Consider the following 24,834-nt stretch of genomic DNA (forward strand, 5'->3'; position numbering starts at 1 on the left):
GCGATATATCGCGAGTTCGTCAACCCCAGGAGGTGGGGTTCGTACGGCCGAACCGCACGCGTGGCTCGGTGTCGCCGTTTCGTCGATGGCTCACGCGACGGCGGGGGCGACGAGCGCCGGTCGCCACCGAGCGTTGTCAATCCCTTCCTCGACGCAATGCGCGGTCGTAGCGTCGGGATTCCCCGACGGAAGGAGAAGGTCGTGCCGCAAGGGCAACGTTCCCGCAGTCTGAAAGACCCCGACCTGTACGAGGAACTGCGTAAGCAGGGCGACTCGAAAGAGAAGGCCGCGCGCATCTCGAACGCCGCCGCCGCTCAGGGGCGCGAGAAGGTCGGAGAGAAGGGCGGTCACGCCGAGAACTACGAAGACCGCACTGTCGCCGAGCTGAGGAGTCGCGCGAAGGAGCTCGGTCTGACCGGCTACTCCGGCAAGAAGAAGGCGGAGCTCATCGACATGCTCCGCACCCACTGACGCGATGGCCCGACTCGTCCGCGTCCGCCCCTACGAAGACCCCGGTTACCGCCGGGTGCGCTCCGGTTCGGGGTTTCGTTTCGTCGATCACACGGGTGCGTCCGTCCCCGAGCGCGACGCCGAGCGCGCCCGGGGTCTGGTCATCCCTCCCGCGTGGCGCGAGGTGTGGATCGCACGCGAGCCGAACGCGCACATCCAGGCCGTCGGAACGGACGAAGCCGGACGCCGCCAGTACACCTACCACGCGGACTGGTCGAAGCGTCGGGACAGGGGCAAGTTCGCCCGGGCGCTCCAGCTCGCCGAGTCGCTGCCCCGAGCGCGATCGCGGGTGACGCAGTCGCTCCGCCGGGCCGAAGCGGATCGCGAACGAGTGCTGGCGGTGTCGTTCCGCTTCCTCGACCTCGTCGCTCCGCGCGTCGGCAATGCCCGTTACTTCGTCACCAGCGGCAGTCGGGGCCTCACGACCCTGCAGAGACGGGATGCCACGGTCGAGGGTGACCTGATCCGCCTGTCGTTCCCCGCGAAGAGCGGCAAGCGCGCCGAGCTCTCGCTGCGCGATGCGGAGCTGGCATCCATCGTCGACGAGCTCGCCCGGGGGCGCTCGCGTGCCGCGCTACTGAGCTACACGCGCGGGCGCCGGCGCGTTCCGCTCACTCCCGGCGACGTGAACGGCTATGTGCGCTCGCTCACGGGCGGGCCGTTCAGTGCCAAGGACTTCCGGACGCTGCGCGGCACGATCCTCGCGGCCGAGTCGCTCGCTCAGGTGGGCGCCACGGGCGGGAAGAACGAACGCAAGAAGGCCGAGGTCGCCGCGGTGCGCGCCACCGCCGAAGCGCTGGGCAACACCCCCGCGGTCGCGAAGGCGAGCTATATCGATCCGCGCGTGTTCTCGCTGTACCGCAGGGGGCGCACGATGGATCTGGGCGGGTCGAAGGATGCCGCCATCAGGCGGCTCATCCTGGGTGAGTGACCGGCTCGACGACCGAGGGCAGCTCCGGCACGGGGACGATCACCACGTCCTGCACCTTCCAGTCCAGGGCGACACAGCCTTCGCGCGCGCGCTCGATGTCATCGAGCGACAGGCGCGTTTTGCGCGGCACGACGAAGGCCTCGATGTGGAACACATGGCCCTGATCGCGCACGCGCGTCCCCGCCGCCGACACCCAGGGGAGTCCCGCGAGGTACTGATCGACCCGCTCGGCCAGCGGGTGGGGGCGCTTGTCGTCGAAGGTCGTCGCGCGCGCATCCATGAGATCGACGACGGCCGCGCGCAGGTTGCTCACGCCGTCGTGCACGATGCTGAGCGAGATGAAGATGGCGGCCGCGGCATCCATCCACCACAGGCCTATCCCGATACCCAGCACTCCCACGATGGTTCCGGCGGAGGTCATCCAATCGGCCTTGTTCATGTCGGCGTCGGCGTAGAGCACCTTGTCGTGCAGCTCGCGGGCGAGACCGATCTTGAGCCGACCGACGATGACGGGCGGGATCGCGGTCACGGCCATCACCGCGATCATGAGCCACCCGAGCCACATCGTCACCCCGAAGATCTCGACGGTTCCGATGGTGGGATGCTCCGCGGTGACCAAGCCGATACCGGAGTCGACGATGAGGAAAGCCCCCATGCCGGTCAACGCGACGGCCGCGACGAGGTGGCCGACGGCCACGGAACGGTGAAAGCCGTAGGGGTGGCGGCGGGTGGGGCGGCGTCGCGCGAGACGCACGGCGACGAGGAAGGCGAGGGGCGGGATGAACGACAACAGGTCTTCGGCCCACGCCGCCTTCATCGCCTGCGAATTGCCTAGAACGAGGAACACGAGCGTGGCCGTGATGACGAGGAAGCCGATCGTGACCCACTCGAGCCGGACGGCTCGGTGGAGCGCATCTGCCTGCCGATCGGGCAGCCGCGTCTGGCCGAAGCGGACTTCTTCGCCGCTCACGGTGCGATCCCCCGGGCCTCGGCCTCGTCGATGAGGAAGGTCTCGAGCCTCGACACGAAGGCGTTCTCACCGAGCGGCACGAGCATGACGAGCTTCACTGTCGACCCGTCCTCGAGCGGCGCCTCGGCGTAGGGGCGGGTCACGCCGGCCTTGCTCGTCCACGGCGTCTTCTCGGTGAGGCCCCCGGCGACGACGTCGAGGTCGCCCTCCTCGAGGCCGCGCACGAGCGACTCCTCCGAACCCACCGTCCACTCGACGTCGGCGTCGAGCGATCGCGCGAACGCCGTCAGGGCGTCGATCTCGATCCCGGTCGGTTCGCCCTCGTCCCCTCGCACCCACTCGCCGTTGGGGGAGACCCCCGCCCGCAGCACGCCGCCCTCGACCGCGTCGAGCGTTCCGTCGGGATCGGAGGGGATCCGGATGCCGCAGCCCGCGAGCATCAGCACGGTGACCGCCGCAGCAATCGTGGCCGGCAGCAGCTTTCGCATGGCTCTCCCTTCGTCGCCGGAATCCTGTCCGCAACGGCCCGTCGTCGTCGCGGGGGTTGCGAAGTGGGCACGGGGGGCTCTACCGATAGCGTGAGGGCGTGCGAGACAAGACCCCCGATGTCGATCGCCGATCGGCCCGTGCCGCTACGCCCCGCCAGGCCGGAGCCGCCCCCACCATCCACGATGTGGCGGCGGCCGCGGGGGTGTCGAAGTCGGTGGTCTCGCGGGCGCTCTCCGGGGCGTCCGGGGTCGCCGCGCACACCGTCGACCGCGTCCGGCGGGCGGCGACGGAGCTCGGTTACGTCGCCAACGCGCACGCGCGGGGGATGTCGGCTCACCGGAGCCACACCCTCGGCGTCTTCGTCCGTGACGCCGCGACGCCGTTCTACGGTCACCTGCTGACCGCGTTCCAGGAGCAGGCGGCTGCTCGCGGGTACCGGGTCGTCACCGCGACCGGGGCGGGATCCTTTTCCGTGGACGACGAGCGCCGCGCCCTCGAGACACTCGTCGCGCTGCGGGTGGAGGGACTGATCGTCTGCAGCGGCGCGCTCCCCGTCGAGGACATCACGCCCTTCGCGCGGCGTATCCCCGCGGTCGTCGCGGGGCGCCCGGAGGAGGACCCGACGATCAGCAGCGTGTACTGCGACGAGGTGGGCGGTGGCCGCGCCCTCGCCGATCACGTGGCCGACCTCGGGCATCGCAGGGTCGCGGTGATGACCTTCACCCCGGTCTCGTCGATCACCCAGTCGCGGCGCACGCACGCGATGGCCGAGCGCCTGCGGGAGCGCGGCGTCGACGTCGTCACTCTGAGCGGTGACGATGCCGGACCGGGCTTCGACGGGGCCGACGCGATCGTCGCGGGCGTCCTCGGGGCCGGCGGGGTCACCGCCTTCATGGCGCCGAGCGACGCGTGGGCGGTGGCGGCCCTCGAGGCGCTGCGCGTGCGCGGGGTCGCCGTGCCCTCGGAGATGTCGGTGACGGGTTACGACGGCGTCACGCCGTTCATGACGTCACTGCTGGGTCTGACGTCGTGGCGCCAGCCGCTGCGGACGATCGGCCGGCTGTCGGTCGACGCGGTCGTCGATCAGATCGATGGACTCGCCACCACGGTGACGCACCACGCGATCGACGGAGAACTGGTTCCCGGGCGTACGGCCGCCGCCCTCTGACGTCGTCACCGTCCGTTCACCCACCGGATGCCGTGACGTCGACCGTCGCGCGACCGTTCCGCGGAGAATAGGGAACGTTCCCTATCGGCATCACGGAGAGTCCACATGAACGACCACATCGCCCACAAGCTGCCCCGAGACGACAGCGATCCCTTCCGCTACGGCATCTACCTGCGTCCCGACGCGAAGACCTGCCGCGCGGTGACCACGGTGACCGACCAACTGCGCGCTCAGTACGGCTTGCTCTCCGCGGGTGCGTTCCCCCCGCACGCCACCCTCGTGGGCAGTCAGCCGTTCGGATTCTCGGAGCCCGCTGTCGTCGACGCGCTCACCGAGCTGCTCGACGGTCGCCCGGCCTTCACCGTGCACAACGCCGGCGTCCGCGCGCAGGGTCGGGGCTACGTCTACGACGTGAGCGAGAACCCCGACGGCTCGGTCAACGACGACCTGGTGGGCCTGGCTCGCGACATCGAGGCGACGGTCGCCCCGTTCCGCGCGCCGATGAACAACCCCCTGCCCAACGACTTCGTTCCGGAGCTCTACCGCGGACACCTCTCGCTCGCGTCGCACGACCTGTACGTGCGTCCCGACCTGTACGAAGAGGTGGGGGAGTTCATCCGAGAGCTCGACGTTCCCGTCCCCGGCGGCTTCCCGGGACGCACGGTGGTGATGTACCGCACCTCGAGCCCCGATTGGTCGGGACGCTGGTGGCAGACGATGACGTGGGAGCACGTGCGCACCTGGAATCTCGCCGGGGCGTAGGCCGCTCGGACGTGTCCGGATGCCGCACGGTCGCGGCATCCGGACTCTCTCACTGCCCGGCCGGCATCCACTGCCCGGACAGGGCGCGCAGGCGTCGAATGAGCACTCCGTGCTCTCCGCCCGCTCCCTCCGCGACGTAGTCGAGGCTCTCCTGGGCGCGAGCGACCTCGACGCCGGAGCGGAAGCCCGTGTACGTGCCACCGGCCCGTTCGAGGATGTGGGCTCCGGCGGCCACGTCCCAGGGGTGGGTGTCGAAGCCCATCGTGGCGTCCGCCCATCCGGCCGCGACGTGCGCGAGGTTCAGTGCCCCGCTGCCGGTGCTGTGGTGGTGCTGGTACGTGCGCGTGATCTCGGCGAGCAGGTCGAAGGCGCCCTCGCCCAGGAGGTCGACGTCGTGCTGTCCGGGAAAGCTCGTGAGCAGGGTGGAGAGTTCGGCGGGGCCGGACGCCGATCGCATCGGGACCCCGTTCACGTGGGCGTGCTCCCTGCCGGCCGAGAACATGTTGTCTGCGACGGGGTCGAACACGACGCCCGCGACGACCTCGCCGTCGAGCTCGGCGGCGATCGAGATGCACCAGTAGGCGAGACCGCGCGCGAAGTTGGCGGTGCCGTCGATCGGGTCGATGATCCATCGCAGGGGTGCGTCGCCCGAGCTGCCGGTCTCTTCGCCCAGGATCACCGAGTCGGGTGCGCCGTCCTGGAGGATCCCGGCGATGGTGGCCTCGGCCGCTCTGTCGTGGATCGTCACGACGTCGTGCACGTCGCGCTTGAACGACACGCTCATGTCGGAGCGGAACGCGGCGAGCAGTGCCGGCGCGGCGGATCTCGCGGCCCTCTCGGCCAGGGCGCGAAGGTCGTCGGGGGAGGGGGAGGGGGAGGGGTGCGTGGTCATGGTTCTCCTCGGGGGTCAGGGGGATTGATTCAGGTGCTCGTGAACGCCGCGTGAACGCTCGGCGACCGCTCGCCGGTCGCCTTGACCTCGTCTCTCGCGGTGTCGCAGAGTGAGTCCGTCATCAAAAAAGGGAACGTTCCCTATGACGGAAAGGTAGCCGATGTCGCTCTCGACACTCGACCGCCGGCCGACGCTCGCCGACCGTCGTCGGCCGGCTTCGACCCTGGCCTGGCGGCGCGCCGACCGACGCGTGGGTGCCGCTCTGATGGTTCCGGCGCTCGCGGTCTTCGCCGTCTTCGTCTTCTTTCCCCTCGGCCGGGTCGTCTGGCTCAGCACCCAGGGAACCGACATCTTCGGCCAGGCCGCCGGGTTCGTGGGGACGAAGAACTTCGCGACGATCTTCACCGATCCCCAGTTCGGCGACACGCTGTGGCGGACGGCCGTGTTCTGCGTCGCGGTCGTGGTCGGTCGCATCGTCGTCGGGCTGCTCATCGTCATCCCGTTGACGGCGAAGCTCCGCGGCATCCGCGTCTTCCGCGCCCTGCTGACCTCGCCCCTCGTGGCCTCGGTCTCGGTGGCCTCGGTCGCCTTCGCCGCGATGCTCGCTCCGGCCGGCGGGCTGGTCAACTCCGTGATCGCGCGCTTCGGGGGCACGCCGGTGCCGTGGCTGACCAGCACCCAGTGGGCCATGCCGAGCGTGATCGCCGTCACCGTGTGGGGATCTCTCGGATTCACCGTGCTGCTGCTGCTCGGGGCCTTCGGCGCGATCGATCCCGACGTGATCGAGGCGGCCCACCTCGACGGGGCGGGTCCCCTCCGCACGCTCTGGTCGATCTCTCTGCCGCTGATCACGCCGACCCTGTTCTTCATCGTGGTCACCGGTGCCGTCGAGGCGCTCACGACGTTCGGGCAGATCCAGATCCTCACCGGCGGCGGCCCGGCGAACTCGACGACGACGCTGGTCTACACGATCTATCAGGCGGCGTTCGGGGCGGGGAGCGCCAACTTCGGCATCGCCGCGGCAGTGGGCGTCGTGCTGTTCCTGCTCGTGCTCGGCCTCTCGCTCGTCCAGTTCGGCGTCCTCGAGAAGCGAGTGAACTACTGATGGCGCGGCCGCTGTCCGTCCGCGCGCGTCTGCGGAGCACCCTTCTCTACGTCTGGCTCGTCGTGGCGGTGACCGTGGTGTGCTTCCCGCTCTACTACGTCTTCGAGGGCGCGCTCACGCCGACCGCCTGGCTCGACGAGGGCCTCGAGGGTCTTCTGCCCATCCACCTGACGCTCGACAATGTGATCCGCGCCACCCAGGTCATCCCGCTCGGACACCAGTTCCTCAACAGCGTCGTGGTGACGCTGGTGCAGACCTTCTTCCAGGTCGCGATCGGCATCGCCACCGCCTACGCTCTCGTCTTCTGCGGGCTGCGGGGCACGCGTGCCCTCTTCCTGCTGATCCTGTCGAGCATGATGGTGCCGGGCGAGACGATCCTCATCGCGAACTATCTGACGATTTCGTCGTGGCGGCTGATCGACACCCTGCCGGCGGTGTTCCTGCCGTTCCTCGCCTCGGCGCTGAGCATCTTCCTGTTCCGGCAGGCGTTCCTCAGCTTCCCGGGGGAGCTGCGCGACGCCGCCCTCCTCGACGGTGCGGGGCACGTCCGCTTCATCCGGTCGATGCTGCTGCCGATCGTGCAGCCGACGCTCATCTCGGTGACCCTCGTGAGCGCGACCGCCGCGTGGAACGGGTTCTTCTGGCCGTTGCTGGTGACCAACTCGCCCGAGAACCGCACGGTGCAGGTCGGTATCGCCCAGCTCTCCAGTGCCGAGGCGGCCGACGTCGGCGTCGTGCTCGCCGGCGCGGCCATGGTCACCCTTCCGGTTCTCGTCCTCGTGCTGCTCGCGCAGCGCTTCCTCGCCGGCGGGATCACCGCCGGCGCTCTCAAATAAGACCCGACAGAAAGAAACCCGAGCCCATGTCTCTGCGCCCCCGCACCACGATCGCGGCGACCGCCGCGGGAGCCGTCCTCCTTCTCGCCCTCGCCGGGTGCACGGCATCCGGATCCTCCCCCGGAGCCGACTCCGACCCCGTGACCCTCCAGTTCTGGCACGAGATGAGCGGACCGGCGGCCACCGAGCTCGACGCCCTCGTGTCGCAGTTCAACAGCGATCACGACGGCGAGATCACCGTCGAGTCCTCGTTCCAGGGGTCGTACGCCGACGCCCAGACGAAGTACACCGCCGCCGTGCAGTCGGGCACGACGCCCGACGTGCTGATGATGAACGACATCTCGACGGGCTTCATGATCGATTCGAAGAAGACCGTCCCCCTGTCGACCTTCACCGCGACCGACACCTCGTTCTCTCTCGACAGCTTCCCCCCGGCGGTCAGCGCGTACTACGGCGACGGCGCGGGCGGGCTCGCCGCCATGCCGTTCGCGGTGTCGCAGCCGGTGATGTACCTCGACCGCGACCTCGTGACACGCTCGGGGCTGAACCCCGACTCCCCGCCGCGCACGCTCGCCGAGGTGGCCTCGTGGGCCGAGAGGATCCACGCGGCGACGGGTGCCTCGGGCCTGACGATGAACATGTCGGACTCGTGGATGATCGAGCAGATGTCGGCCGCGGGCGGGGTGGACTTCTGCACCCCCGACAACGGTCGCGGCTCCGACCGCGTCAGCGGACTGCAGCTCACCTCGCCGACGCAGGTGGGCTTCATGCAGCGACTGCAGAAGCTGTTCCAGGACGGATCGATGCTCAACCCCGGCACCGACAACAGCGCGATGGTCTCCGCCTTCGCGAGCGGCAAGGTGGGCATCATGCTCACCTCGACGGGCGCCTACACGACGGCCGATCCGAAGAAGACCGCGTCGACGGTCGCTGCCTTCCCTTCCACCGCCGAGTCCGACGACGCGGGTGTGGTCATCGGCGGCAACGCGCTCTGGATCTCGGGTGACGGACACTCCGACGCGCAGCAGCGGGCGGCCTATGCCTTCGTGAGCTTCCTGCACTCGGCCGAGGTGCAGGCGGCGTGGGCGAATGCCACCGGGTACCTCGCATCGAACACGGGGGCGGCCTCCACCGCGGCCGGCGCGGCCTCGCTCGCCGACCCGAACGTCAAGGCCATGGTCGACCAGCTCGCGAACACGCCGGCGTCGAACGCCGCGGCGGGCTGCCGCACGGGCGCTTTCCCCTCGCTGCGATCGACCGTCATCGGGGCGTTCACCCAGGTGGCCGAGGGTGCCGACGTGACCTCGACCATGTCGGATGCCGAGACGAAGGCGGCGTCGCAGATCGCCGCCTACAACACGGCGGCGGGCTGAGCCGGGAGCTCTCCGCCCGCGTTCCCGGTCTGTCAAGGCGGCCGGGAGCGCGGGCGATCGCGACGACGGACTGAGAGGATCGACGCGTGACGGACGACCTCTCGCCCTCGGACGCGTCCCGCCGGTCTCGCCGGAGGGCCGGTGTCGGTGACCCGGACGCATCCCCCACGCGCCTCTACGCCCTGCTGACTCCGGAGGCCCGTGACCTGTAGGAGCTGGTCCCCGGCGCGCAGGAGCTGTTCCGACCGACCGCGGCCTCGTCCTCAGTGCTGCGGCGAGGGCTCCGGCAGGACGACGCGTTCCGAAACCTGCTCCGGGCGGCGATGCAGGAAACGGCGGAGCCGCGCGGGTGGCAACGCCACGAATGGTCCGACGAGGAGGTCGCTCGCGCGGCCGAGGACCCGCAGCTGCTCGCGGCAGCCCGGGCGATGTCGAAACGGAACGCACGGGTCGACTGGCGCGCGACGTGGAAGAAGCGCCGCCAGCGGGAGACGGCGGTGCTGGCCGTCTTCACGTACTCGCTGATGGCCATCCCCGCAGCCCTCCTGCTCAACATGGCGTGGCTCGCGGGTGTGGGAGCCGTGGGCGTGCTCGCCGCGGTGGGGTACCTGATCTTCCGTCGGCGCATCGAGAACCGGCCGGCGCTCGCGCCCCACCCCCTTCCCGCCGAGAGCGATCCCCCCGCGGACGACGGCGCCCCTCGGCCTCTCTTCGTCGTCGAACGCGCCCCCTCGCAGCATCTGATCGCGCGCGGCACCGGTCTCGTCTTCCTGGCGGGCGCCGTCGTCCTCGCGATCGGGGAGATCATCGAGGGCGGTCCGCTCGCCGCCGTCGGGGTGACCGTGTGGCTGGGCACCCTCGGTGTTCTCGGCGCGATCATCTTCCTCTGGGCGCTGTCCGCCGGGCGCGCGCGCATCGTCGGCTTCGACGATCACCTGGTCGTCCGCCCGGGACTCCGCCGGTCGCGGGTGGTTGCGGCATCCGAGATCGCGGAACTCTCGCTGCTGTCGGGCGGTCGGCTTCGGGGCGCGGACGCGCGGGGTCGCCGATTGTTCGAGGCGATGAGCGTGTACGACGACTTCCCCGACCTCGTGGCGTGGCTCGAGGCCAAGACGCCGCGGCGGTGGGCCGACATCGGATGACGCCGCTGAGGTGCGTCGGGCCGCGGGCGTAAGGTGGCGCGGTGAGCATGTGGCGGGATGTGGGCCTCGTCGCCGTCGGCGGCGCGATCGGTACGGCCGTACGCGCCGGTCTCACCCTGGCGCTCGGCGAAGACCTGGGCCCGGCCCTCGTGCCGCTGATCAACGTCGTCGGGGCGTTCGCGATCGGCATCCTGTACGGCTGGAGAGCACGGATGCCGGAGTCCTCGCGTGCGCAGCGCGTGCAGCTGTTCATCGGGACCGGCATCCTGGGCGGGTTCACCACCTACAGCTCGCTCGCCGTCGAGTCGGCCGACCTCGGCCTGCTCTGGTGGGGGGTGGCGACGGTCGTCGTCGGGACGGCGGCGGCCTGGGGCGGCGTACTCCTCGGCCGTGGTGGGCGGGCTTCGCGCTGACGCTTGTCGAACCCGGCGAGAAAGTGGTACAAATGTGCCACTTACCGTCGTGGGTTCGCCGCGCCGGTCACCCGACCCGGAGGTTCGACGATGAACGCCGCCCCCTCGATCGTCACGCTCGGAGCCCACGTGCTCGACACGATCGTCCAGCCCGTCGATGAGATCCCCGAGGGGCAGGGCTCGCTCCTCGTCGACGAGATCGTGATGTCCGCAGCGGGACCCGCCGGCGGCACCGCGCTCGTGCTCAACAAGCTCGGCGCGCGCGTGGTCACGAGCGGGGCCGTGGGCGACGACGTCGCCGGACGCGTGCTGGTCGGCCTGCTCGGTGACGCCGGCATCGACGTGTCGAACCTGCGCACCGACGAACTGCCGACCTCGGCATCCGTCCTCCCCATCCGCTCCGACGGGTCGCGACCGGCGCTCCACGTGGTCGGGGCCAACGCGCTCGCCGCCGACGTCGTGCCCTGGGACGCGCTCGCCGCCGCCGACCACGTCCACGTCGGAGCGCCCGAGCTGCTCGGTCCCGAGAACGTCATCGAGATCCTGGAGTACGCCCGTCGGCACGGAGCGACGACGTCGCTCGACTTCCTCATCGGCGGCGACCCCGCGTTCTACGCGCTCATCGAGCCCCTGCTCGCGCACACCGACTACGTGCTCCCCAACGCCGAGCAGGCCATGGGCTGGACCGGCGCCGACGACCTGCCCGCCGCCGCCCGCGCCCTGCACGCGGCGGGAGCAGCGGTCGTCGCGTGCACCAACGGCGGCGACGACATCGTGGTGGTCGACGGCGGCGACCTCGAGTTCGTCCCCATCGTGCCCGCGGAACCGGTCGACACCAGCGGCGGCGGAGACGCCTTCTCGGCCGGCTTCGTCTTCGCCAAACTCCGCGGGTGGTCCTCGCGCGACGCCGCGCGCTTCGGATCGGCCACCGCCGCACAGGTCGTCGCCGGCGTGGGTACCGATCACGGCGCGTACGACGCGGCATCCATCGATGCTCTGCTCTCGGCGGGAGTGCTGTGATCGCGAGCGGTGTGCGAGAAGCCGTGGCGGACGCCTGCCGTTCTCTCGCCGCGCAGGGCCTGGTCAAGGGGACAGCGGGCAACGTCAGCGTGCGCGTGGACGGGGGCATCGCGATCACGGCGACCGGAGTGGTCTTCGCCGAGGCGGTCGCCGACGACGTCGTGATCGTCGACGGCGAGAAGAGAGTCGTCGAGGGGGCGCTCGCCCCGAGCTCCGAGCTCGACCTGCACCGCGCGGCCTACGCCGACGAGGCCGTCGGGGCCGTCGTGCACACGCACGCCCCCGCGGCGATCGCCCTCTCACTCGTCTCGGACCGACTGCCCTGCGTGCACTACCAACAGCTCGCCCTCGGGGGCGAGATCGAGGTGGTGCCCTTCTCGGTCTTCGGCTCGGCCGAGCTCGCCGCGGCCACGGGCGGCGCCCTCGCCGCAGCCAATGCCGCGATTCTCGCCCACCACGGCGCCGTCACCACGGGCCGAGACCTCGCCGACGCGGTGACGAACACCGCCCTGCTCGAGTGGGCGTGCGACATCTACCTGCGCGCGCGAGCGGTGGCGGTGCCCGCCGAACTCAGCCCCGAGCAGCAGGCCGCGGTGCTCACCGCCGCGGTCTCGACCGGGTACGGACAGAAGCACGGAGCGTGACATGGATGCCGTGACCACCGACACCTTCGACTCGCTGAGCCCTCTCGATGGGCGCGTCGTCGACACCTTCCCGGTGCGGGGCCCCGCCGAGGTGGTGTCGGCGGTGGACCGCGCGCGGCGCGCGGCGCGCGAGTGGCGGTCCCTCGGTTTCGAGGGGCGGCGGCGCGCGCTGCAGGCCTGGCGGCGCGACATCGTGGCGCACCTCGACGACCTCATCGCCGTGGTGCGCGCCGAGACCGGCAAGCCCCGTGGCGACGCCCGGCTCGAGATCATGCTCGCCCTCGACCACCTGGCCTGGGCGGCGACCCACGCGCGCCCGGTCCTGCGTCGGCGTCGCGTGGGCGCGGGCGTGCTGATGCTCAACCAGTCGGCGAGCGTCGGCTACACCCCGTACGGCGTGGTCGGGGTCATCGGCCCGTGGAACTACCCGGTCTTCACGCCCATGGGCTCGATCGCGTACGCGCTCGCCGCGGGCAACGCCGTGGTGTTCAAGCCCAGCGAGTACACCCCCGGCGTGGGCGTGTGGCTGCAGCGCTCCTTCGTGCGCGCGGGCGGGTCGGCCGATGTCTTCGCCGTGGTGACCGGTCTCGGGCCCACCGGCGCCGCCCTCTGTCGCGCGGGTGTCGACAAGGTGGCCTTCACCGGATCGACCGCGACGGGCAAGGCCGTCATGGCCGCGTGCGCCGAGAGCCTCACCCCGGTCGTGATCGAGGCGGGCGGCAAAGACGCCCTCCTCGTCGACGAGGACGCCGATCTCGCGGCCGCGGCCGAGGCGGCCGTCTGGGGCGCGTACTCGAACGCGGGTCAGACCTGCATCGGCATCGAGCGCGTCTACGCGCACGCGAAGATCTACGACCGCTTCGTCGAGGCCGTCGCCGAGCGCACGCGCGAGCTCCGCGCCGGCGCCGACGACGCCGCGACGCTCGGTCCGCTCACCATGCCGCGCCAGGCCGACGTGGTCCGGGCGCACGTCGCCGACGCGCTCGCGCGGGGCGCGACGGCGCGCGTCGGATCGACCCCGGCGCCCGGGGTCACCCTGCAACCCGTCCTCCTCACCGACGTCGACGAGGAGGCGGACGCCGTGCGCGAAGAGACCTTCGGCCCGACCCTGGTCGTCAACCGCGTGGCATCCATGGACGAGGCCGTCGAGAAGGCCAACGCCGTGCGGTACGGACTGTCGGGCTCGGTGTTCTCTCGGAGGCGGGGGAGCGAGCTCGCCCTGCGCCTGCGCGGAGGCATGATCGCGATCAACTCGGTCATCTCGTTCGCCGCGGTCCCCGCCCTCCCCTTCGGCGGGGTGGGCGATTCCGGGTTCGGGCGCATCCACGGGGCGGACGGTCTGCGTGAGTTCGCGTACCCGAAGGCGCTGACCCGTCAGCGCTTCCCGCTGCTGACGTTGACCACGATGCGGCGCACCGCGAAGGTCGACCGTCTCGTCGAGCGCATCATCCGGCTGCTCTACGGCTGAGCCGGAACGGCGCGGATGCCGCGGGCTCCCGGCATCCGTCGACGATCACCGCACCGAGCGCACCCGCATGATGATGACCGAGCCGAGCAGGCCCGCCAGCCCGCTCGCGAGGAACAGCCCCGAGAACCCGCCGAACAGCACCACGGCCCCCGCCCCGAGCAGGGGACCGAACGCCTGCGGGCCGGCGAGGGCGATATTCATGATCCCGACGTCCTTGCCGCGCGTCTCGGCCGAGGGCAGCACCTGCGTGGCCAGGGCCTGGTCGACGGCGAAGAAGCACCCCTGACCGAGCCCGAGCAGCACGGCGCCGATCACCGCGGTCGACTCGGCCGGGGCGACGGCGAGGAGCAGGGCCGAGACGGCTTGAGCGACCCCCGAGGCGAGGACGAACACGCGACGGCGCTGAACCACGTCGCTGAGTTTGCCGAGGGCGACGGATGCCACGATCGTCACGACCATGTAGATCACCGTCGTGAAGACGAGGAAGCCGGTCGGATCGGCCACCCTCAGCGCGAAGGTGAAGAAGTACAGCAGCATCGTCGTGGCAATCGCGTTGCCGAGGTTGATGAGCACACGGCTCGCGACGGTCCACGCGAAGTCGGGGTGACGCCGGGGGTCGACCCAGATCGACGAGAGGATCGTGCGGACGGTGAGCGGACCCAGCAGCGCCGCCTCGGACGTCGTCAGCGGAACGTCGCGCAGAACGAGCAGGAACGGCACGGCCAGGCCTACGCAGCACACGGCCAGCGCGAGGTAGCCCGAAGCCGTCGTGGTGAACACCGCGGTGACCAGCACGATCCCCAGCAGGATGCCGATCGCGTTCGGTGCTGAGATCCAGCCCGACACGAGCCCCCGCTGCCCCGCGGGCACGCGGTCGGCCATGACGGCGGTGAGGGCGGCGGAGGCCATGCAGAAGCCCATCATCACCGCGGTCCACATCGTCACCGTGCCGAGCGACTCGGTCTGGACGCCGAGCAGCGCGAGACCGACGGCCGCGAGCACGACACCGCCGAGGATCCAGGGGCGACGGCGTCCGAACCGAGACCGGGTCCGGTCGCTCAGCGCACCGACGATCGGGTAGGCGATGACCACGAACGTCCCCGCCACGGCGCTGACCAGGCCGTAGGTGAGGAGCGAGACGAGCCAGTCGTCCGAGGCGTGCTGCGCGGCGATCTGCAGGGGCAGCAGCACCTGCACCGGGACGAGCTGCGCCATCCACAGTCCGAGCCACACCCCGGCGAAGGCCGCGATCCAGCCCGCACGAACGGGGCGGGTGGGTTCGGCGTAGGCGGTGAGGGTGGCGGGCGTCGCGTCAGCGGTCACCGGATGCCGCCCGTCCGCGTCGCCGCGAGCGTCGTCACGGCCCACCGGCCGGCATCCGCCACGGCGTCGCGCGCGTCGCGCAGCGCTCCGCAGGCGTTGAAGAACCCGTGGATCTGGCCGGTGTGGGTCACGAGGTGCGTGGCGACGCCGGCGGCCTCGAGACGCTCGGCGTAGGCGACGCCCTCGTCGCGGAGCACGTCGAAACCCGACACCGCGACATACGCCGGGGCCAGGCCCGAGAGGTCCTCGGCCCGCAGGGGCGATACCAGCGGATCATCGGCGCTTCCGCCGCCGCTCAGGTAGTGCGCGGCGTACCAGTCCATCTGCGCCTCCGTGAGGAAGAAGCCGTCGGCGAACAGCTCGTACGAGCGGTGCTTGCGCGAGAGGTCGGTGACGGGACAGAACAGGATCTGGAACGCCGGTGCGCCCTCGGCATCGTCGCGCGTGACCGACGCCACGACCGCCGAGAGGTTGCCGCCCGCGCTCTCGCCGCCGACACCGACCGCGTCAGCGGTCCCGCCGAACCGCGAGGCGTTGTCGCGGACCCACCGGAAGGCGTCGACGCTGTCGTGGAGCCCCGCCGGGAACGGCGCTTCGGGGGCCAGTCGGTAGCCGACCGACACCACCGTCATGCCCGAGGTCTTCGCGAGGGTGCGGCACATGGCATCCGCGCTGTCGACCGATCCGAGTACCCAGCCGCCGCCGTGGAAGGAGACGATGATCCCGGATGCCGCACGGTCGAGGTCCGCGCGGTACACGCGTCCCGGAACCCGCCCGGCGCGCGTGGGGATCTCGATGTCGTCCGTCTGCGCGAGCTTCGTGTTCCCGGCGAACGTCCACGCCTCGAGTTCGATGTGCGCGCGGGCCTCGTCGAGGGGGAGCCGCTCGAAGTGTGCGCCGGGCGCGTCATTCATCACGCGCAGAGACGTCTGCACGGCGGGGTGCAGGGTGTTGCCGTCGATCACGACGGGGCGGCCGTTCACCGCGCGGAGGGCCGCGGGCGGAAGCGACCCGAGGGCGCGCGCGCCCCAGCGGAGCAGGTGGTCCTGGGGACGGGGACGGAGCATCGCGGAACCCTTCTGTCGATCACGGCAATGGGATCGACTATCGGGTCACTTTATTGCACACACGTACCGTTTTGTGTGACAAAGATGTGAATTCGACTCCGCGAGGAGGCGACGGGCGCAAGAAACCTGTACGTTTGTGCCAACTAAGCGGGGGAGTGATCCCCCTCGCCCAGCGAAGAGGTCGCGGCGAGGGTCACGAACCCCACGATGGCGGCACGCAGGGCGTGCGCCAGCGACTGGAACTGGACCTCCTCGGAACGGGCGATGCGATGCAGGGCGAAACCGTCGATCAGGGCGACGACCGCAGCGGCGGCGTGCGGATCGGTCACGCCGTTCGTCTGCAGCACGGCCGCCGCGAGCGCCCGCGTCTCGTCGAGGATCTTCTCGACGTGAACACGCAGGGCCGGATGACGCGAGGCGAAGAGGTAGATCTCGAACTGCGCGACCGTGTGGTCCTGCGATTGGCTGCGCACGATCTCGACGAACTCGTCGATCGCCGCCCCGGGGCTGTTCGCGCCCGAGACGAGGACGGAGCGGAACTGCTCGAGCCGCTCGAGCTCGGCCGCCATCGCGTGCGCGACGGCCTCGCCGATCATGTCGTCGAGCGAGTCGAAGAAGTACGTCGTCGACGAGTGCGGCACCCCCGCCGCGGCGGCCACCGACCTGTGCGTGACGGCCGCGATGCCCCCCTCGGCGATGATCGCGATCGTGGCGTCCAACAGCAGCTCGCGACGCGCGCGACCGCGCGCCCGCATCGGCCGGCTCGTCGTCTCGCTCACGCTGTCCTCCTCGCCGACCGGGGTGGTCGGTGTCGCCTTCGGAACGGAGTAAGCCTATGACCGCCTCCCCGCCCTCTGCGGACCGGGCCCCGGCCCCCGACGTCGACGTGGTCGTGGTCGGCGCAGGTCTCTCGGGCCTGACCGCCGCTCACCGGCTTCGCCAGTTCGGCGCGACGGTGGCGGTGTTCGAAGCGGCGCCCCGCGTGGGCGGACGCGTGTCGTCGGCGGAGGTGGCGGGGGTGCACGTCGACCTCGGCGGCACGTTCGTCGGCCCCGGCCAGGATCGCATCCTGGCGCTCGCCGACGAAGTGGGCGTCTCGCGCTATCGGACCTACGCCTCGGGTCGCAACGTCATCCGGTGGCGCGGCGATCATCGGCGCTACCGGGGCACGGTGCCTCCGGTCGGCGCGAGCCTGCTCGACGTGGGACGGATCCAGCTCACTCTCGACCGCCTGGCGCGCACCGTCCCCCGGGGGAACCCCGCCGCCGCCCCGCAGGCCGCGAACCTGGATGCCGAGAGCCTCGGCTCGTGGCTGCGCCGCTCGCACGCTTCTCCCGCGGCACGAGAGCTCATCGCGATCGCCGGCCGGACGACGTGGGGGTGCGAGCCCGACGAGATCTCGTTCCTGCACGCTCTGCACTACATCCACCAGGCGGGTGGACTGTCGTCGATGCTCGACACCGAGGGCGGCGCGCAAGAGGAGCACTTCGTCGAGGGCTCGCACGCGATCGCCGTGCGTCTCGCCGACGCGCTCGGGGCTGCTCTGCGGGTGAGCGCTCCGGTGCGACGCATCGAGACCGCCGCCCAGGGGGTGCGCGTGTCGACGGCCGACGAGACGGTGACCGCTCGCGCCGTCGTCGTCGCCGTGCCACCGGCGCTGCGCGGCAGGATCGACTTCGCGCCGGCCCTTCCCCCCTCTCACGCCCAGATGGCCCAGCGCTGGCCGGCGGGGGTGCTGTCGAAGGCCTACGCCGTGTACGAGCGGCCGTTCTGGCGCGACCACGACCTGTCGGGGCAGGGGCTCTCCGACACCGGCCCGGTCTTCATCACCTTCGACGCCGGTCCCGCTCACGCCGGCGCCCCCGGCGTGCTCCTCGGCTTCGTCGGCGGGGTCTACGCCCGCGAGTGGGACGAGCTGGCACCCGCCGAGCGCGCAGCGCGGGCGCTGTCGTCCTTCGCTGACCTGTTCGGCCCCCGGGCACTGGATGCCATCGGCTTTATCGACCAGCGCTGGGGCGCCGAGCCCTGGGTCGGCGGCGGCCCCACGGCCGCCCCGGGGCCGGGAGCGGTCGTGCCCTACGCCGGTGCCCTGGCCGCCCCCGTCGGGTCGATCCTCTGGGCCGGGACCGAGACGGCCGATCGCTGGACGGGATTCATGGACGGCGCCGTCCGCGCCGGTGAGCGCGCGGCGCTCCAGGCCCGCGGCATCCTGAGCTCCTCCTCGACCGACCACGAACAGACGGGAGTCGCCCGATGACCTGGCGCCGCGAGTACACGCACCTCACCACCGCCACCGCCGACGCGGTGTGGAAGAGGTGGACCACGCCCGAGGACTGGGCCGTCGACGATCCCGATCTGCGCGAGGCCACCTTCCCCGTGCCCCCGCGCGTCGGTGCATCGGGCCGCGTGGTCAACCACGGAACCCCCGCGCAGCGCTTCACCTTCACCGAGCTGCAGCCGGGGGTTGCGATGAACTTCCGGATCGGCCTGCCGGGGGCGGTGCTGTCGTTCCCGCACCGCATGCGCCAGACGCCGAACGGGCTGTCGGTGACGCACGCCGTCGAGATCTCCGGTCCTCTCGCGCTGGTGTTCGGCCCCCTCGTGGGGCGCAAGATCGCCGCGGGCCTGCCGGCTGTCGTCCGCTTGGTGACGACGAATGCGCTCGCCGATATGGCCGCCGACGCGCGCGGGGAGTAGTCGGTGTCGCTGTCGATGACGCTCACGACCGCGGCGATGTGGGTGAGCGCGCGGCCGATCCGCCTCGCGCTGGCTCGTGACGACTACCTCGAGACGCTCGACCCGGGCCGCCGTCCGGCCGATCCGCCGGCGCGCCTGCGACGCTCGGGCCGTGTCGTCGTCTCGCGTGAGGGCGGGCTGCCCGTCTCCCGCTACGAGCCGGCGGCGCGCACCGCGGGCCTCGAGCTGATGTACCTGCCCGGTGGGGGACTGGTGAATCCCCTCGTCGCCGAGCACTGGTGGATCGTCGAGCGTCTCGCCCGGGCGACCGGGGCGGCGATCACGGTGGTCTGCTACCCCCTGGCGCCCGAGCATCGGGCCGACGACACCCTCGCCGTGATCGACGCCCAGTACGAACGTCTCGCCGCGCGGGCGGGGACCTCCCGCCTCCTCGTGGCGGGCGACTCGGCCGGAGGGGCCGTGGCGGTGGGGCTCGCCCTGCGCGCCGCGCGTCGACCGGACGGGCTCGTGCTGTTCTCGCCGTGGCTCGACCTCGCTCTCGTCGACCCGGGGATCGCGCGTCGGATGCCGCGGGATCCCTCGCTGCGCGTCCCCGGCCTTCGAGCGGGCGCGCAGGCGTGGGTGGGCGATCGGGGGCTCGACGACCCGGAGCTCAATCCCGCGCGGATGGAGCTCGCCGGGCTGCCGCCGACCCTCGTGTTCCAGGGGGGTCGCGACATCTTCTTCGACGACGCCGTCGCCTTCGCTCGACGGGCGCGCGCCGAGCGGGCGTCGGTGCGTCTGGTGACCGCTCGGGCGGGGTTCCACGTCTACGTCGGGGCGTTCTGGACGCCCGAGGCGCGCGCGGCCTACGCGCTCGTGGGGGCTTTCTCGCTCGATCCCGAGCGATCGATGACATAACGGGACATATGTGCAACAATCTGCCGAGGGCGCGACGGTGCGCCCCGTTCAAGGAGGACCGATGACCGCTCGCTACGACCTGGCAAAGATCAAGCTCGGCAAGCTCATGACCGACCCCGATGCCGAGGGCATCATCCTCGACGTCATCCCCGACCTCAAGGCGAGCCCCACCTACCTCGTGGCCCGCACGCTCACCGCGAGCGCCGCGCTCAAGCTCGCCGAAGCGCAGATCGGCGCCGAGAAGGCATCCGAACTGCGTCGTCGCGTCGAGGCGCTCGAGGCGTGAGGGGCTCGCGCGGCGAGGGGTAGATTGGCGGCGTGATGCCGCTCGTCTTCCTCGCCGTGGCCCTCGCCGGCGGCGTGGGGGCGGCGCTGCGCTATCTGCTCGATGTGGCTGTGCGGCGCCGCACGGGCGAGCGGTTCCCGTGGGGCATCCTGGTCGTGAATCTCACCGGGGCGCTGGTGCTCGGCATCCTGACCCCCCTTCCCGCCGACGAGTCGTGGCGGTGGGTCCTCGGGACGGGTCTGCTCGGCGGGTACACGACCTTCAGCGCGGTGGCTGTGACCACGGCGCTGCTCGCCGAAGAGGGGCGCTCGCGCGCGGCGGTGTCGTACGCGGTGGTGTCGTTCGTCGGGTCCGTCGTCGCGGCGGCACTGGGTCTGTCGCTCGGGTCGGCGCTCTGAGGCAGCCGCCCGCCGGGCGGTCCGAGGGGCGGGCGCGCATGGGATACTGAGCTTCGATACATTCCTGTATCGGACTTACCCGGAGGGTCCCCCCGTGTCGTACCTGGCCGTCCTGAGCCTGAAGAACCGCGCCCTCATCGCCCTCGTCACGATCGTCGCGGCGGTCTTCGGCGGGCTCGCGCTCACCAGCCTCAAGCAGGAGCTCATCCCCTCGATCGAGTTCCCCCAGCTCGCCGTCGTCACGACCTACCCGGGCGCCTCGCCCGAGGTTGTCGAGACCGATGTCTCGACCCCGATCGAGAACGCCATCCGCGGTGTCGAGGGACTCGAGTCCACGACCGCGACGAGCACGACGAACTCCTCGATCGTCTCGGCGGAGTTCACCTACGGCACCGACCTGGCGGGGGCGCAGCAGAAGATCCTCGCCGCGATCGCGCGCATCAAAGACCAGCTGCCCGACTCCGCCGACACCACCGTCGCGTCGGCGAGCATCGACGACTTCCCCGTCATCCAGCTCGCCGTCACGGGATTCACCGACGCCGAGGCGACGCAGTCGATCCTGCAGACGAGCGTGGTCCCCGACCTCGAGGACGTCGCGGGGGTCAACGGCGCGCAGATCGTGGGCGGCACCGCCCAACGCGTGACGATCACCCCCGACACCGCCAAGCTCGCCGAGCGCGGCTTCAGCCAGCAGGCGATCACCGACGCCCTCGACGCCAACGGCGTGCTCTTCCCCGGCGGTTCGCTCACCGAGGGCGGTCAGACGTTGACCGTGCAGACCGGGTCGAAGCTGACCAGCGTCGACGAGATCTCCGCGCTGCCGCTCGTGCCCACCGACGCCGCCCAGTTCCAGGCGGGGCAGACGAAGATCAGCGATGTCGCCACGGTCGCCCTCGAGCCCGACCCCGTGACCACGCTGTCGCGTGTCGACGGGCAGCCGGCCCTGACCATCGCGGTCACCAAGCTCCCGGCCGCCAATACCGTCGACGTCTCGCGCGGCGTCCTCGATGCGCTCCCGGGGCTCGAATCGCAGCTCGGTCAGGGCGCCAAATTCACCGTCGTCTTCGACCAGGCGCCGTTCGTCCAGCAGTCGATCGAGGCCCTCGCGCAGGAGGGGCTCCTCGGTCTGGTCTTCGCGGTCGTGGTGATCCTCGTCTTCCTCATGTCGGTGCGCTCGACGCTCGTGACGGCGATCTCGATCCCCACCAGCGTCCTCATCACCTTCGTGGGGCTCCAGGCCTTCGGGTACTCGCTGAACATCCTGACCCTCGGCGCGCTGACGATCGCAATCGGCCGCGTCGTCGACGACTCGATCGTGGTGATCGAGAACATCAAGCGCCACTACGTCGGTGACGCCGACAAGATCCCCACGATCGTGCGCGCCGTGCGCGAGGTGGCGGCCGCCATCACGGCATCCACCATCACCTCCGTCGCGGTGTTCCTCCCGATCGCCTTCGTGGGTGACGTGACGGGAGAACTCTTCCGACCGTTCTCACTGACCGTGACGATCGCCATGGCGGCCTCGCTGCTCGTGTCGCTCACGATCGTGCCCGTGCTGGCGTCGTGGTTCCTGAAGCCCGGGAAGGTCATCCGCGATGCCGAGGGGAATCCGATCGACCCCGAGTCGCCGACCGCGCCGCCCTCGCGCCTGCAGAAGGCCTACGTCCCGGTCCTTCGCTGGACGCTGAAGCACTCGTGGGTCACCCTCACCCTGGCCGTGCTCGTGCTCGGCGGGACGCTCGCGTCCGTCCCCCTGCTCAAGACGGACTTCCTCGGCGACTCCGGTCAGAACACCTTCACCGTCACTCAGAAGATCGGCTCCGCCCCGAGCCTGGATGCCGAGGACGCGGCGGCCCAGAAGGTCGAGGCCGTGCTGCTCGACACCGACGGCGTGCAGACGGTGCAGACCTCGATCGGCTCGAGCGGGTCGGCGCTGCGCGACGCCTTCTCGGGCGGCGGCTCGGGCATCACCTACTCGATCACCTCGGAATCGGGCGTCGACCAGGTCGAGCTCCGCGACCGCGTGCGCACCGCGCTGGAGGCGCTGCCCGATGCGGGCGACATCCAGGTCGCAGCCTCGGGCGGGGGACTCGGCTCGGCCGGCATCACCATCGACGTCACCGCCGCCGACGGGCAGTCGCTGCAGCAGGCGAGCGACGCCGTGGTGGCGGGGCTCCAGGGGAGAGACGGCATCGGCCAGGTCACCAGCAGCCTCTCGGCATCCCTTCCCTTCATCTCCGTGCGCGTCGACCGCGACGCCGCCTCGGAGCGCGGGCTGTCGGAGCGTGCGGTGGGCGCCCTCGTCTCCGCAACGCAGCAGCCGCGGCAGGCGGGCACCGTCGAGATCGACGGGCGCGGCGTGACCGTCTACGTCGCCACGGCCAACCCGCCGAAGACGATCGACGATTTGCGCGCCCTCGAGATCCCGAGCGCCCGCGGTACCGTGCGCCTCGACGAGATCGCCACGGTCGAGCAGAGCCAGACTCCGCCGTCGATCTCGACCTCACGGGGATTGCGGACGGCCACGATCACCGTGACCCCCACGACCGACGACCTCGGCCGTTCCTCCTCGACCGTCAGCGCGGCCCTCGCCGACACGGCCCTGCCCCAGGGCGCCGCCGCCAAGGTGGGCGGTTCGGTCACCGACCAGGCAGATGCGTTCAGCCAGCTCGGCCTCGCCCTGCTCGCGGCGATCCTCATCGTCTATGTCGTGATGGTGGCGACCTTCAAGTCGCTGCGCCAGCCGCTCGAGCTGCTGGTGTCGGTGCCGTTCGCGGCCACGGGAGCGATCGTCATGCTGCTCATCACGGGCGTGCCGCTCGGCGTCGCCGGCATGATCGGCGCCCTGATGCTCGTCGGCATCGTCGTGACCAACGCGATCGTGCTCATCGACCTCGTGAACCAGTACCGAGCCCGTGGCCTGAGCGTTTTCGAGGCCACGGTGGTCGGCGGCGCGCGACGGCTCCGACCGATCCTCATGACGGCTCTCGCGGCGATCTTCGCGCTCGTGCCGATGGCGCTCGGAATCACCGGCCACGGCGGCTTCATCTCGCAGCCGCTCGCGGTCGTCGTGATCGGCGGACTCGTGTCGTCGACCCTGCTGACGCTCCTCGTGCTGCCGACGCTCTACAACCTCATCGAGGGAGCGAGCGAGCGGCGCCGCGAGCGGCGGGCGGTGCGAGCGGCAGAGCACGTCGAGTCGACGGCCGAGGAGGGGCACCCGCTGAGTCGCCGAGAGCTGCGCGAGAAGCACTGACGCGGAACGGGCGGGATGCCGACACCCGGCGTCCCGTCCCTCTCGCGATGCTCATCCCGAGGTGTCTGCGGTCACCGGTCGGGGTGAGCGTCGATGCGCGATCGGGGCGGAGCGGCGAGCCCTCGACGGGGTGACCGGGTGCGACGCGCGGGGCGTGCTGCGCCGCCGAGCGCGCGGGCCGACGGGTGGCCGTCGGCCGGGCGAGCGGAAGGCGACGGCGTCGACGGGGGGCGTGGTGAGCCGCGACGGGAGTCTGTGATGTCGGCTTCGACGTGGCGGCCGTCGCCGCCGACGCGAGGATCTGGGTGAACATGCCCGACCAGGCGAACATCGCCGCGCACGAGATGGTCTCGAACAGCGCCAGGTTGATGGTCGCCGAGACGAACAGCGTGATCGAGACGATCAGCCAGACGGTCGCGATCCCTGTGCCGATCGCCATCCGCTTGCCGAGGCGATGGAAGAGGAACGGCGCGCTCAGCAGCAGGGCGAGGAACCCCAGGACCATCGAGCCCGCGACCTTGTCGTGCAGGTCTTTGTCGGTGTTCAGGGGAATGCAGCCCACGAGAGCGAGATTGACGCCCACGACATTCAGGCAGATGAAAGCCACTGTCGCGGCGCCGCGACGGACGGGGCCGCGACCCACACGTCGCACATCCCGCCGGACACGGAAGGCGAAGACGACGACGATCATTCCGCTGACTTTGAGGGTCGTGTTGAAGAATGCGCTCGACAGATCGCCGAAGATCCCCAGCTGGCTGAAGTGCAGCTGCCACCACAGCGGGTCGCTCGTCGTTGCGATCGACAGCAGCAGTCCGCTGACCAGGACGATCAGGGCCGCCCCGCCGACGTGCAACGTCGGGATCGCGTCGAGGCGGCGCGTGAGGGTGCCCAGGCGCGGCACCGGGAGCGAAAAGGGGACAGCGGAGCGGAGCACGGTGCTCATGTGGGGGATCTTTCCTCAGGACGGAACGAGGATCCCCCCACACCGCGGGACCCTCGGCCCCCGTCGGCTCATTCGGGCAATGAGCCAGGAGAAAGCTTGGTCTTTTGCCTCCCCCGGCCTTGACGGAAACCGTCAGGGCACATGGTATCGTTCGCGCCGCCTTTTCAGGAAAGGGCTTGTCTGGGAAATTCCCAGGTCATATGGCCAATTTCTTGTCCCCCATTTGGGGGACAAGGCCGCC

Annotated in this window: 24 protein-coding genes and 1 pseudogene; 18 read left to right on the top strand and 7 right to left on the bottom strand. The window is 70.9% G+C overall.

Annotated features, from left to right (window positions below):
* Positions 1 to 201 precede the first annotated feature (201 nt).
* Positions 202 to 471 (top strand): DUF7218 family protein, encoded by a 270-nt coding sequence (locus tag NE358_RS01440; RefSeq protein ID WP_289940746.1) that lies wholly within the window; start codon positions 202 to 204, stop codon positions 469 to 471.
* Between the two features lie 4 nt (positions 472 to 475).
* Complete coding sequence (locus tag NE358_RS01445) at positions 476 to 1,441, top strand: DNA topoisomerase IB (protein ID WP_289940748.1); 966 nt, start codon at positions 476 to 478, stop codon at positions 1,439 to 1,441.
* Here NE358_RS01445 and NE358_RS01450 read toward each other — a convergent pair.
* Both NE358_RS01450 and NE358_RS01455 read right to left on the bottom strand, forming a co-directional pair.
* Entirely contained in the window at positions 1,425 to 2,411 is a 987-nt protein-coding gene (locus tag NE358_RS01450) for a cation diffusion facilitator family transporter (RefSeq protein WP_116238761.1), read from the bottom strand. The genes NE358_RS01445 and NE358_RS01450 overlap by 17 nt on opposite strands.
* Entirely contained in the window at positions 2,408 to 2,899 is a 492-nt protein-coding gene (locus tag NE358_RS01455; protein ID WP_115916062.1) for a transporter substrate-binding domain-containing protein, read from the bottom strand. Before NE358_RS01455 ends, NE358_RS01450 begins: the two co-directional genes overlap by 4 nt.
* A gap of 98 nt (positions 2,900 to 2,997) precedes the next feature.
* Between NE358_RS01455 and NE358_RS01460 the strand changes: the two genes are divergently transcribed.
* Both NE358_RS01460 and NE358_RS01465 read left to right on the top strand, forming a co-directional pair.
* Positions 2,998 to 4,068, top strand: a complete 1,071-nt coding sequence (locus NE358_RS01460; protein WP_116238760.1) for a LacI family DNA-binding transcriptional regulator — start codon at positions 2,998 to 3,000, stop codon at positions 4,066 to 4,068.
* Positions 4,069 to 4,173: 105 nt separating this feature from the next.
* Positions 4,174 to 4,830, top strand: coding sequence for a 2'-5' RNA ligase family protein (locus NE358_RS01465; RefSeq protein ID WP_289940753.1), 657 nt, complete (start codon positions 4,174 to 4,176; stop codon positions 4,828 to 4,830).
* A 49-nt stretch (positions 4,831 to 4,879) separates the two neighbouring features.
* On the opposite strand, the gene NE358_RS01470 is transcribed toward NE358_RS01465, so the two are convergent.
* Positions 4,880 to 5,722 carry an inositol monophosphatase family protein gene (locus NE358_RS01470; protein WP_499318194.1) on the bottom strand — a complete coding sequence of 281 codons (843 nt, stop codon included), beginning with the start codon at positions 5,720 to 5,722 and terminating at the stop codon, positions 4,880 to 4,882.
* 160 nt (positions 5,723 to 5,882) lie between these two features.
* Here NE358_RS01470 and NE358_RS01475 point away from each other — a divergent pair, with 160 nt between their 5' ends.
* The 8 genes from NE358_RS01475 to NE358_RS01510 all read left to right on the top strand — a co-directional run bounded on the left by NE358_RS01475 (position 5,883) and on the right by NE358_RS01510 (position 13,723).
* The gene (locus NE358_RS01475) at positions 5,883 to 6,827 is read left to right on the top strand and encodes a carbohydrate ABC transporter permease (protein WP_116238757.1); all 945 of its coding nucleotides are present in this window, start codon (positions 5,883 to 5,885) and stop codon (positions 6,825 to 6,827) included.
* A complete protein-coding gene (locus NE358_RS01480; protein WP_103206924.1) occupies positions 6,827 to 7,663 on the top strand; it encodes a carbohydrate ABC transporter permease in 837 nt (278 codons plus the stop codon). The genes NE358_RS01475 and NE358_RS01480 overlap by 1 nt, the downstream gene beginning before the upstream one ends.
* A gap of 26 nt (positions 7,664 to 7,689) precedes the next feature.
* Positions 7,690 to 9,036 carry an extracellular solute-binding protein gene (locus NE358_RS01485; protein ID WP_289940756.1) on the top strand — a complete coding sequence of 449 codons (1,347 nt, stop codon included), beginning with the start codon at positions 7,690 to 7,692 and terminating at the stop codon, positions 9,034 to 9,036.
* 323 nt (positions 9,037 to 9,359) lie between these two features.
* A complete protein-coding gene (locus NE358_RS01490) occupies positions 9,360 to 10,178 on the top strand; it encodes a hypothetical protein (protein WP_289940758.1) in 819 nt (272 codons plus the stop codon).
* 47 nt (positions 10,179 to 10,225) lie between these two features.
* A complete protein-coding gene (locus tag NE358_RS01495) occupies positions 10,226 to 10,591 on the top strand; it encodes a fluoride efflux transporter FluC (protein ID WP_074696312.1) in 366 nt (121 codons plus the stop codon).
* Positions 10,592 to 10,681: 90 nt separating this feature from the next.
* Entirely contained in the window at positions 10,682 to 11,611 is a 930-nt protein-coding gene (locus NE358_RS01500) for a carbohydrate kinase family protein (RefSeq protein WP_116238754.1), read from the top strand.
* 23 nt (positions 11,612 to 11,634) lie between these two features.
* Positions 11,635 to 12,255 carry a class II aldolase/adducin family protein gene (locus NE358_RS01505; RefSeq protein ID WP_141376465.1) on the top strand — a complete coding sequence of 207 codons (621 nt, stop codon included), beginning with the start codon at positions 11,635 to 11,637 and terminating at the stop codon, positions 12,253 to 12,255.
* Position 12,256: 1 nt separating this feature from the next.
* Positions 12,257 to 13,723, top strand: coding sequence for an aldehyde dehydrogenase family protein (locus NE358_RS01510; RefSeq protein ID WP_103206920.1), 1,467 nt, complete (start codon positions 12,257 to 12,259; stop codon positions 13,721 to 13,723).
* Positions 13,724 to 13,768: 45 nt separating this feature from the next.
* On the opposite strand, the gene NE358_RS01515 is transcribed toward NE358_RS01510, so the two are convergent.
* From NE358_RS01515 to NE358_RS01525, 3 genes are all read right to left on the bottom strand, one after another.
* The gene (locus NE358_RS01515; RefSeq protein WP_258027876.1) at positions 13,769 to 15,091 is read right to left on the bottom strand and encodes an MFS transporter; all 1,323 of its coding nucleotides are present in this window, start codon (positions 15,089 to 15,091) and stop codon (positions 13,769 to 13,771) included.
* Positions 15,043 to 16,113: an alpha/beta hydrolase gene (locus tag NE358_RS01520; protein ID WP_289940765.1), complete on the bottom strand. Its 1,071-nt coding sequence runs from the start codon at positions 16,111 to 16,113 to the stop codon at positions 15,043 to 15,045. Before NE358_RS01520 ends, NE358_RS01515 begins: the two co-directional genes overlap by 49 nt.
* A gap of 143 nt (positions 16,114 to 16,256) precedes the next feature.
* Entirely contained in the window at positions 16,257 to 16,892 is a 636-nt protein-coding gene (locus NE358_RS01525) for a TetR/AcrR family transcriptional regulator (protein WP_218026333.1), read from the bottom strand.
* 56 nt (positions 16,893 to 16,948) lie between these two features.
* Here NE358_RS01525 and NE358_RS01530 point away from each other — a divergent pair, with 56 nt between their 5' ends.
* The 6 genes from NE358_RS01530 (at position 16,949) to NE358_RS01555 (ending at position 23,650) form a co-directional block, all read left to right on the top strand.
* Positions 16,949 to 18,370 (top strand): flavin monoamine oxidase family protein, encoded by a 1,422-nt coding sequence (locus NE358_RS01530; RefSeq protein ID WP_289940769.1) that lies wholly within the window; start codon positions 16,949 to 16,951, stop codon positions 18,368 to 18,370.
* Positions 18,367 to 18,810: an SRPBCC family protein gene (locus NE358_RS01535; RefSeq protein ID WP_103206916.1), complete on the top strand. Its 444-nt coding sequence runs from the start codon at positions 18,367 to 18,369 to the stop codon at positions 18,808 to 18,810. The genes NE358_RS01530 and NE358_RS01535 overlap by 4 nt, the downstream gene beginning before the upstream one ends.
* Positions 18,811 to 18,813: 3 nt before the next feature.
* Positions 18,814 to 19,710 carry an alpha/beta hydrolase fold domain-containing protein gene (locus NE358_RS01540; RefSeq protein ID WP_289940773.1) on the top strand — a complete coding sequence of 299 codons (897 nt, stop codon included), beginning with the start codon at positions 18,814 to 18,816 and terminating at the stop codon, positions 19,708 to 19,710.
* A gap of 61 nt (positions 19,711 to 19,771) precedes the next feature.
* A complete protein-coding gene (locus tag NE358_RS01545; RefSeq protein WP_074696036.1) occupies positions 19,772 to 19,996 on the top strand; it encodes a DUF2076 domain-containing protein in 225 nt (74 codons plus the stop codon).
* Between the two features lie 35 nt (positions 19,997 to 20,031).
* On the top strand, positions 20,032 to 20,394 hold the full coding sequence (crcB, locus tag NE358_RS01550; protein WP_267789366.1) for a fluoride efflux transporter CrcB: 363 nt from the start codon (positions 20,032 to 20,034) through the stop codon (positions 20,392 to 20,394).
* Positions 20,395 to 20,488: 94 nt separating this feature from the next.
* Complete coding sequence (locus tag NE358_RS01555; RefSeq protein WP_289940776.1) at positions 20,489 to 23,650, top strand: efflux RND transporter permease subunit; 3,162 nt, start codon at positions 20,489 to 20,491, stop codon at positions 23,648 to 23,650.
* Positions 23,651 to 23,969: 319 nt separating this feature from the next.
* Here NE358_RS01555 and NE358_RS01560 read toward each other — a convergent pair.
* Positions 23,970 to 24,593: pseudogene (locus NE358_RS01560) on the bottom strand (DUF998 domain-containing protein); the annotation flags it as partial.
* Positions 24,594 to 24,834: the final 241 nt, after the last annotated feature.

It is taken from the genome of Sphingomonas sp. G5, from assembly GCF_052660795.1.

Bases quoted from the DNA above. Each gene is read 5' to 3' on its own strand.
- NE358_RS01535 (WP_103206916.1), top strand. From the start codon at position 18,367: ATGACCTGGCGCCGCGAGTACACGCACCTCACCACCGCCACCGCCGAC.
- NE358_RS01545 (WP_074696036.1), top strand. From the start codon at position 19,772: ATGACCGCTCGCTACGACCTGGCAAAGATCAAGCTCGGCAAGCTCATG.
- NE358_RS01500 (WP_116238754.1), top strand. From the start codon at position 10,682: ATGAACGCCGCCCCCTCGATCGTCACGCTCGGAGCCCACGTGCTCGAC.
- NE358_RS01485 (WP_289940756.1), top strand. From the start codon at position 7,690: ATGTCTCTGCGCCCCCGCACCACGATCGCGGCGACCGCCGCGGGAGCC.
- NE358_RS01455 (WP_115916062.1), bottom strand. From the start codon at position 2,899: ATGCGAAAGCTGCTGCCGGCCACGATTGCTGCGGCGGTCACCGTGCTG.
- NE358_RS01530 (WP_289940769.1), top strand. From the start codon at position 16,949: ATGACCGCCTCCCCGCCCTCTGCGGACCGGGCCCCGGCCCCCGACGTC.
- NE358_RS01510 (WP_103206920.1), top strand. From the start codon at position 12,257: ATGGATGCCGTGACCACCGACACCTTCGACTCGCTGAGCCCTCTCGAT.
- NE358_RS01480 (WP_103206924.1), top strand. From the start codon at position 6,827: ATGGCGCGGCCGCTGTCCGTCCGCGCGCGTCTGCGGAGCACCCTTCTC.
- NE358_RS01520 (WP_289940765.1), bottom strand. From the start codon at position 16,113: ATGCTCCGTCCCCGTCCCCAGGACCACCTGCTCCGCTGGGGCGCGCGC.
- NE358_RS01445 (WP_289940748.1), top strand. From the start codon at position 476: ATGGCCCGACTCGTCCGCGTCCGCCCCTACGAAGACCCCGGTTACCGC.
- NE358_RS01475 (WP_116238757.1), top strand. From the start codon at position 5,883: ATGTCGCTCTCGACACTCGACCGCCGGCCGACGCTCGCCGACCGTCGT.
- NE358_RS01465 (WP_289940753.1), top strand. From the start codon at position 4,174: ATGAACGACCACATCGCCCACAAGCTGCCCCGAGACGACAGCGATCCC.
- NE358_RS01470 (WP_499318194.1), bottom strand. From the start codon at position 5,722: ATGACCACGCACCCCTCCCCCTCCCCCTCCCCCGACGACCTTCGCGCC.
- NE358_RS01490 (WP_289940758.1), top strand. From the start codon at position 9,360: ATGCAGGAAACGGCGGAGCCGCGCGGGTGGCAACGCCACGAATGGTCC.
- crcB (WP_267789366.1), top strand. From the start codon at position 20,032: ATGCCGCTCGTCTTCCTCGCCGTGGCCCTCGCCGGCGGCGTGGGGGCG.
- NE358_RS01495 (WP_074696312.1), top strand. From the start codon at position 10,226: ATGTGGCGGGATGTGGGCCTCGTCGCCGTCGGCGGCGCGATCGGTACG.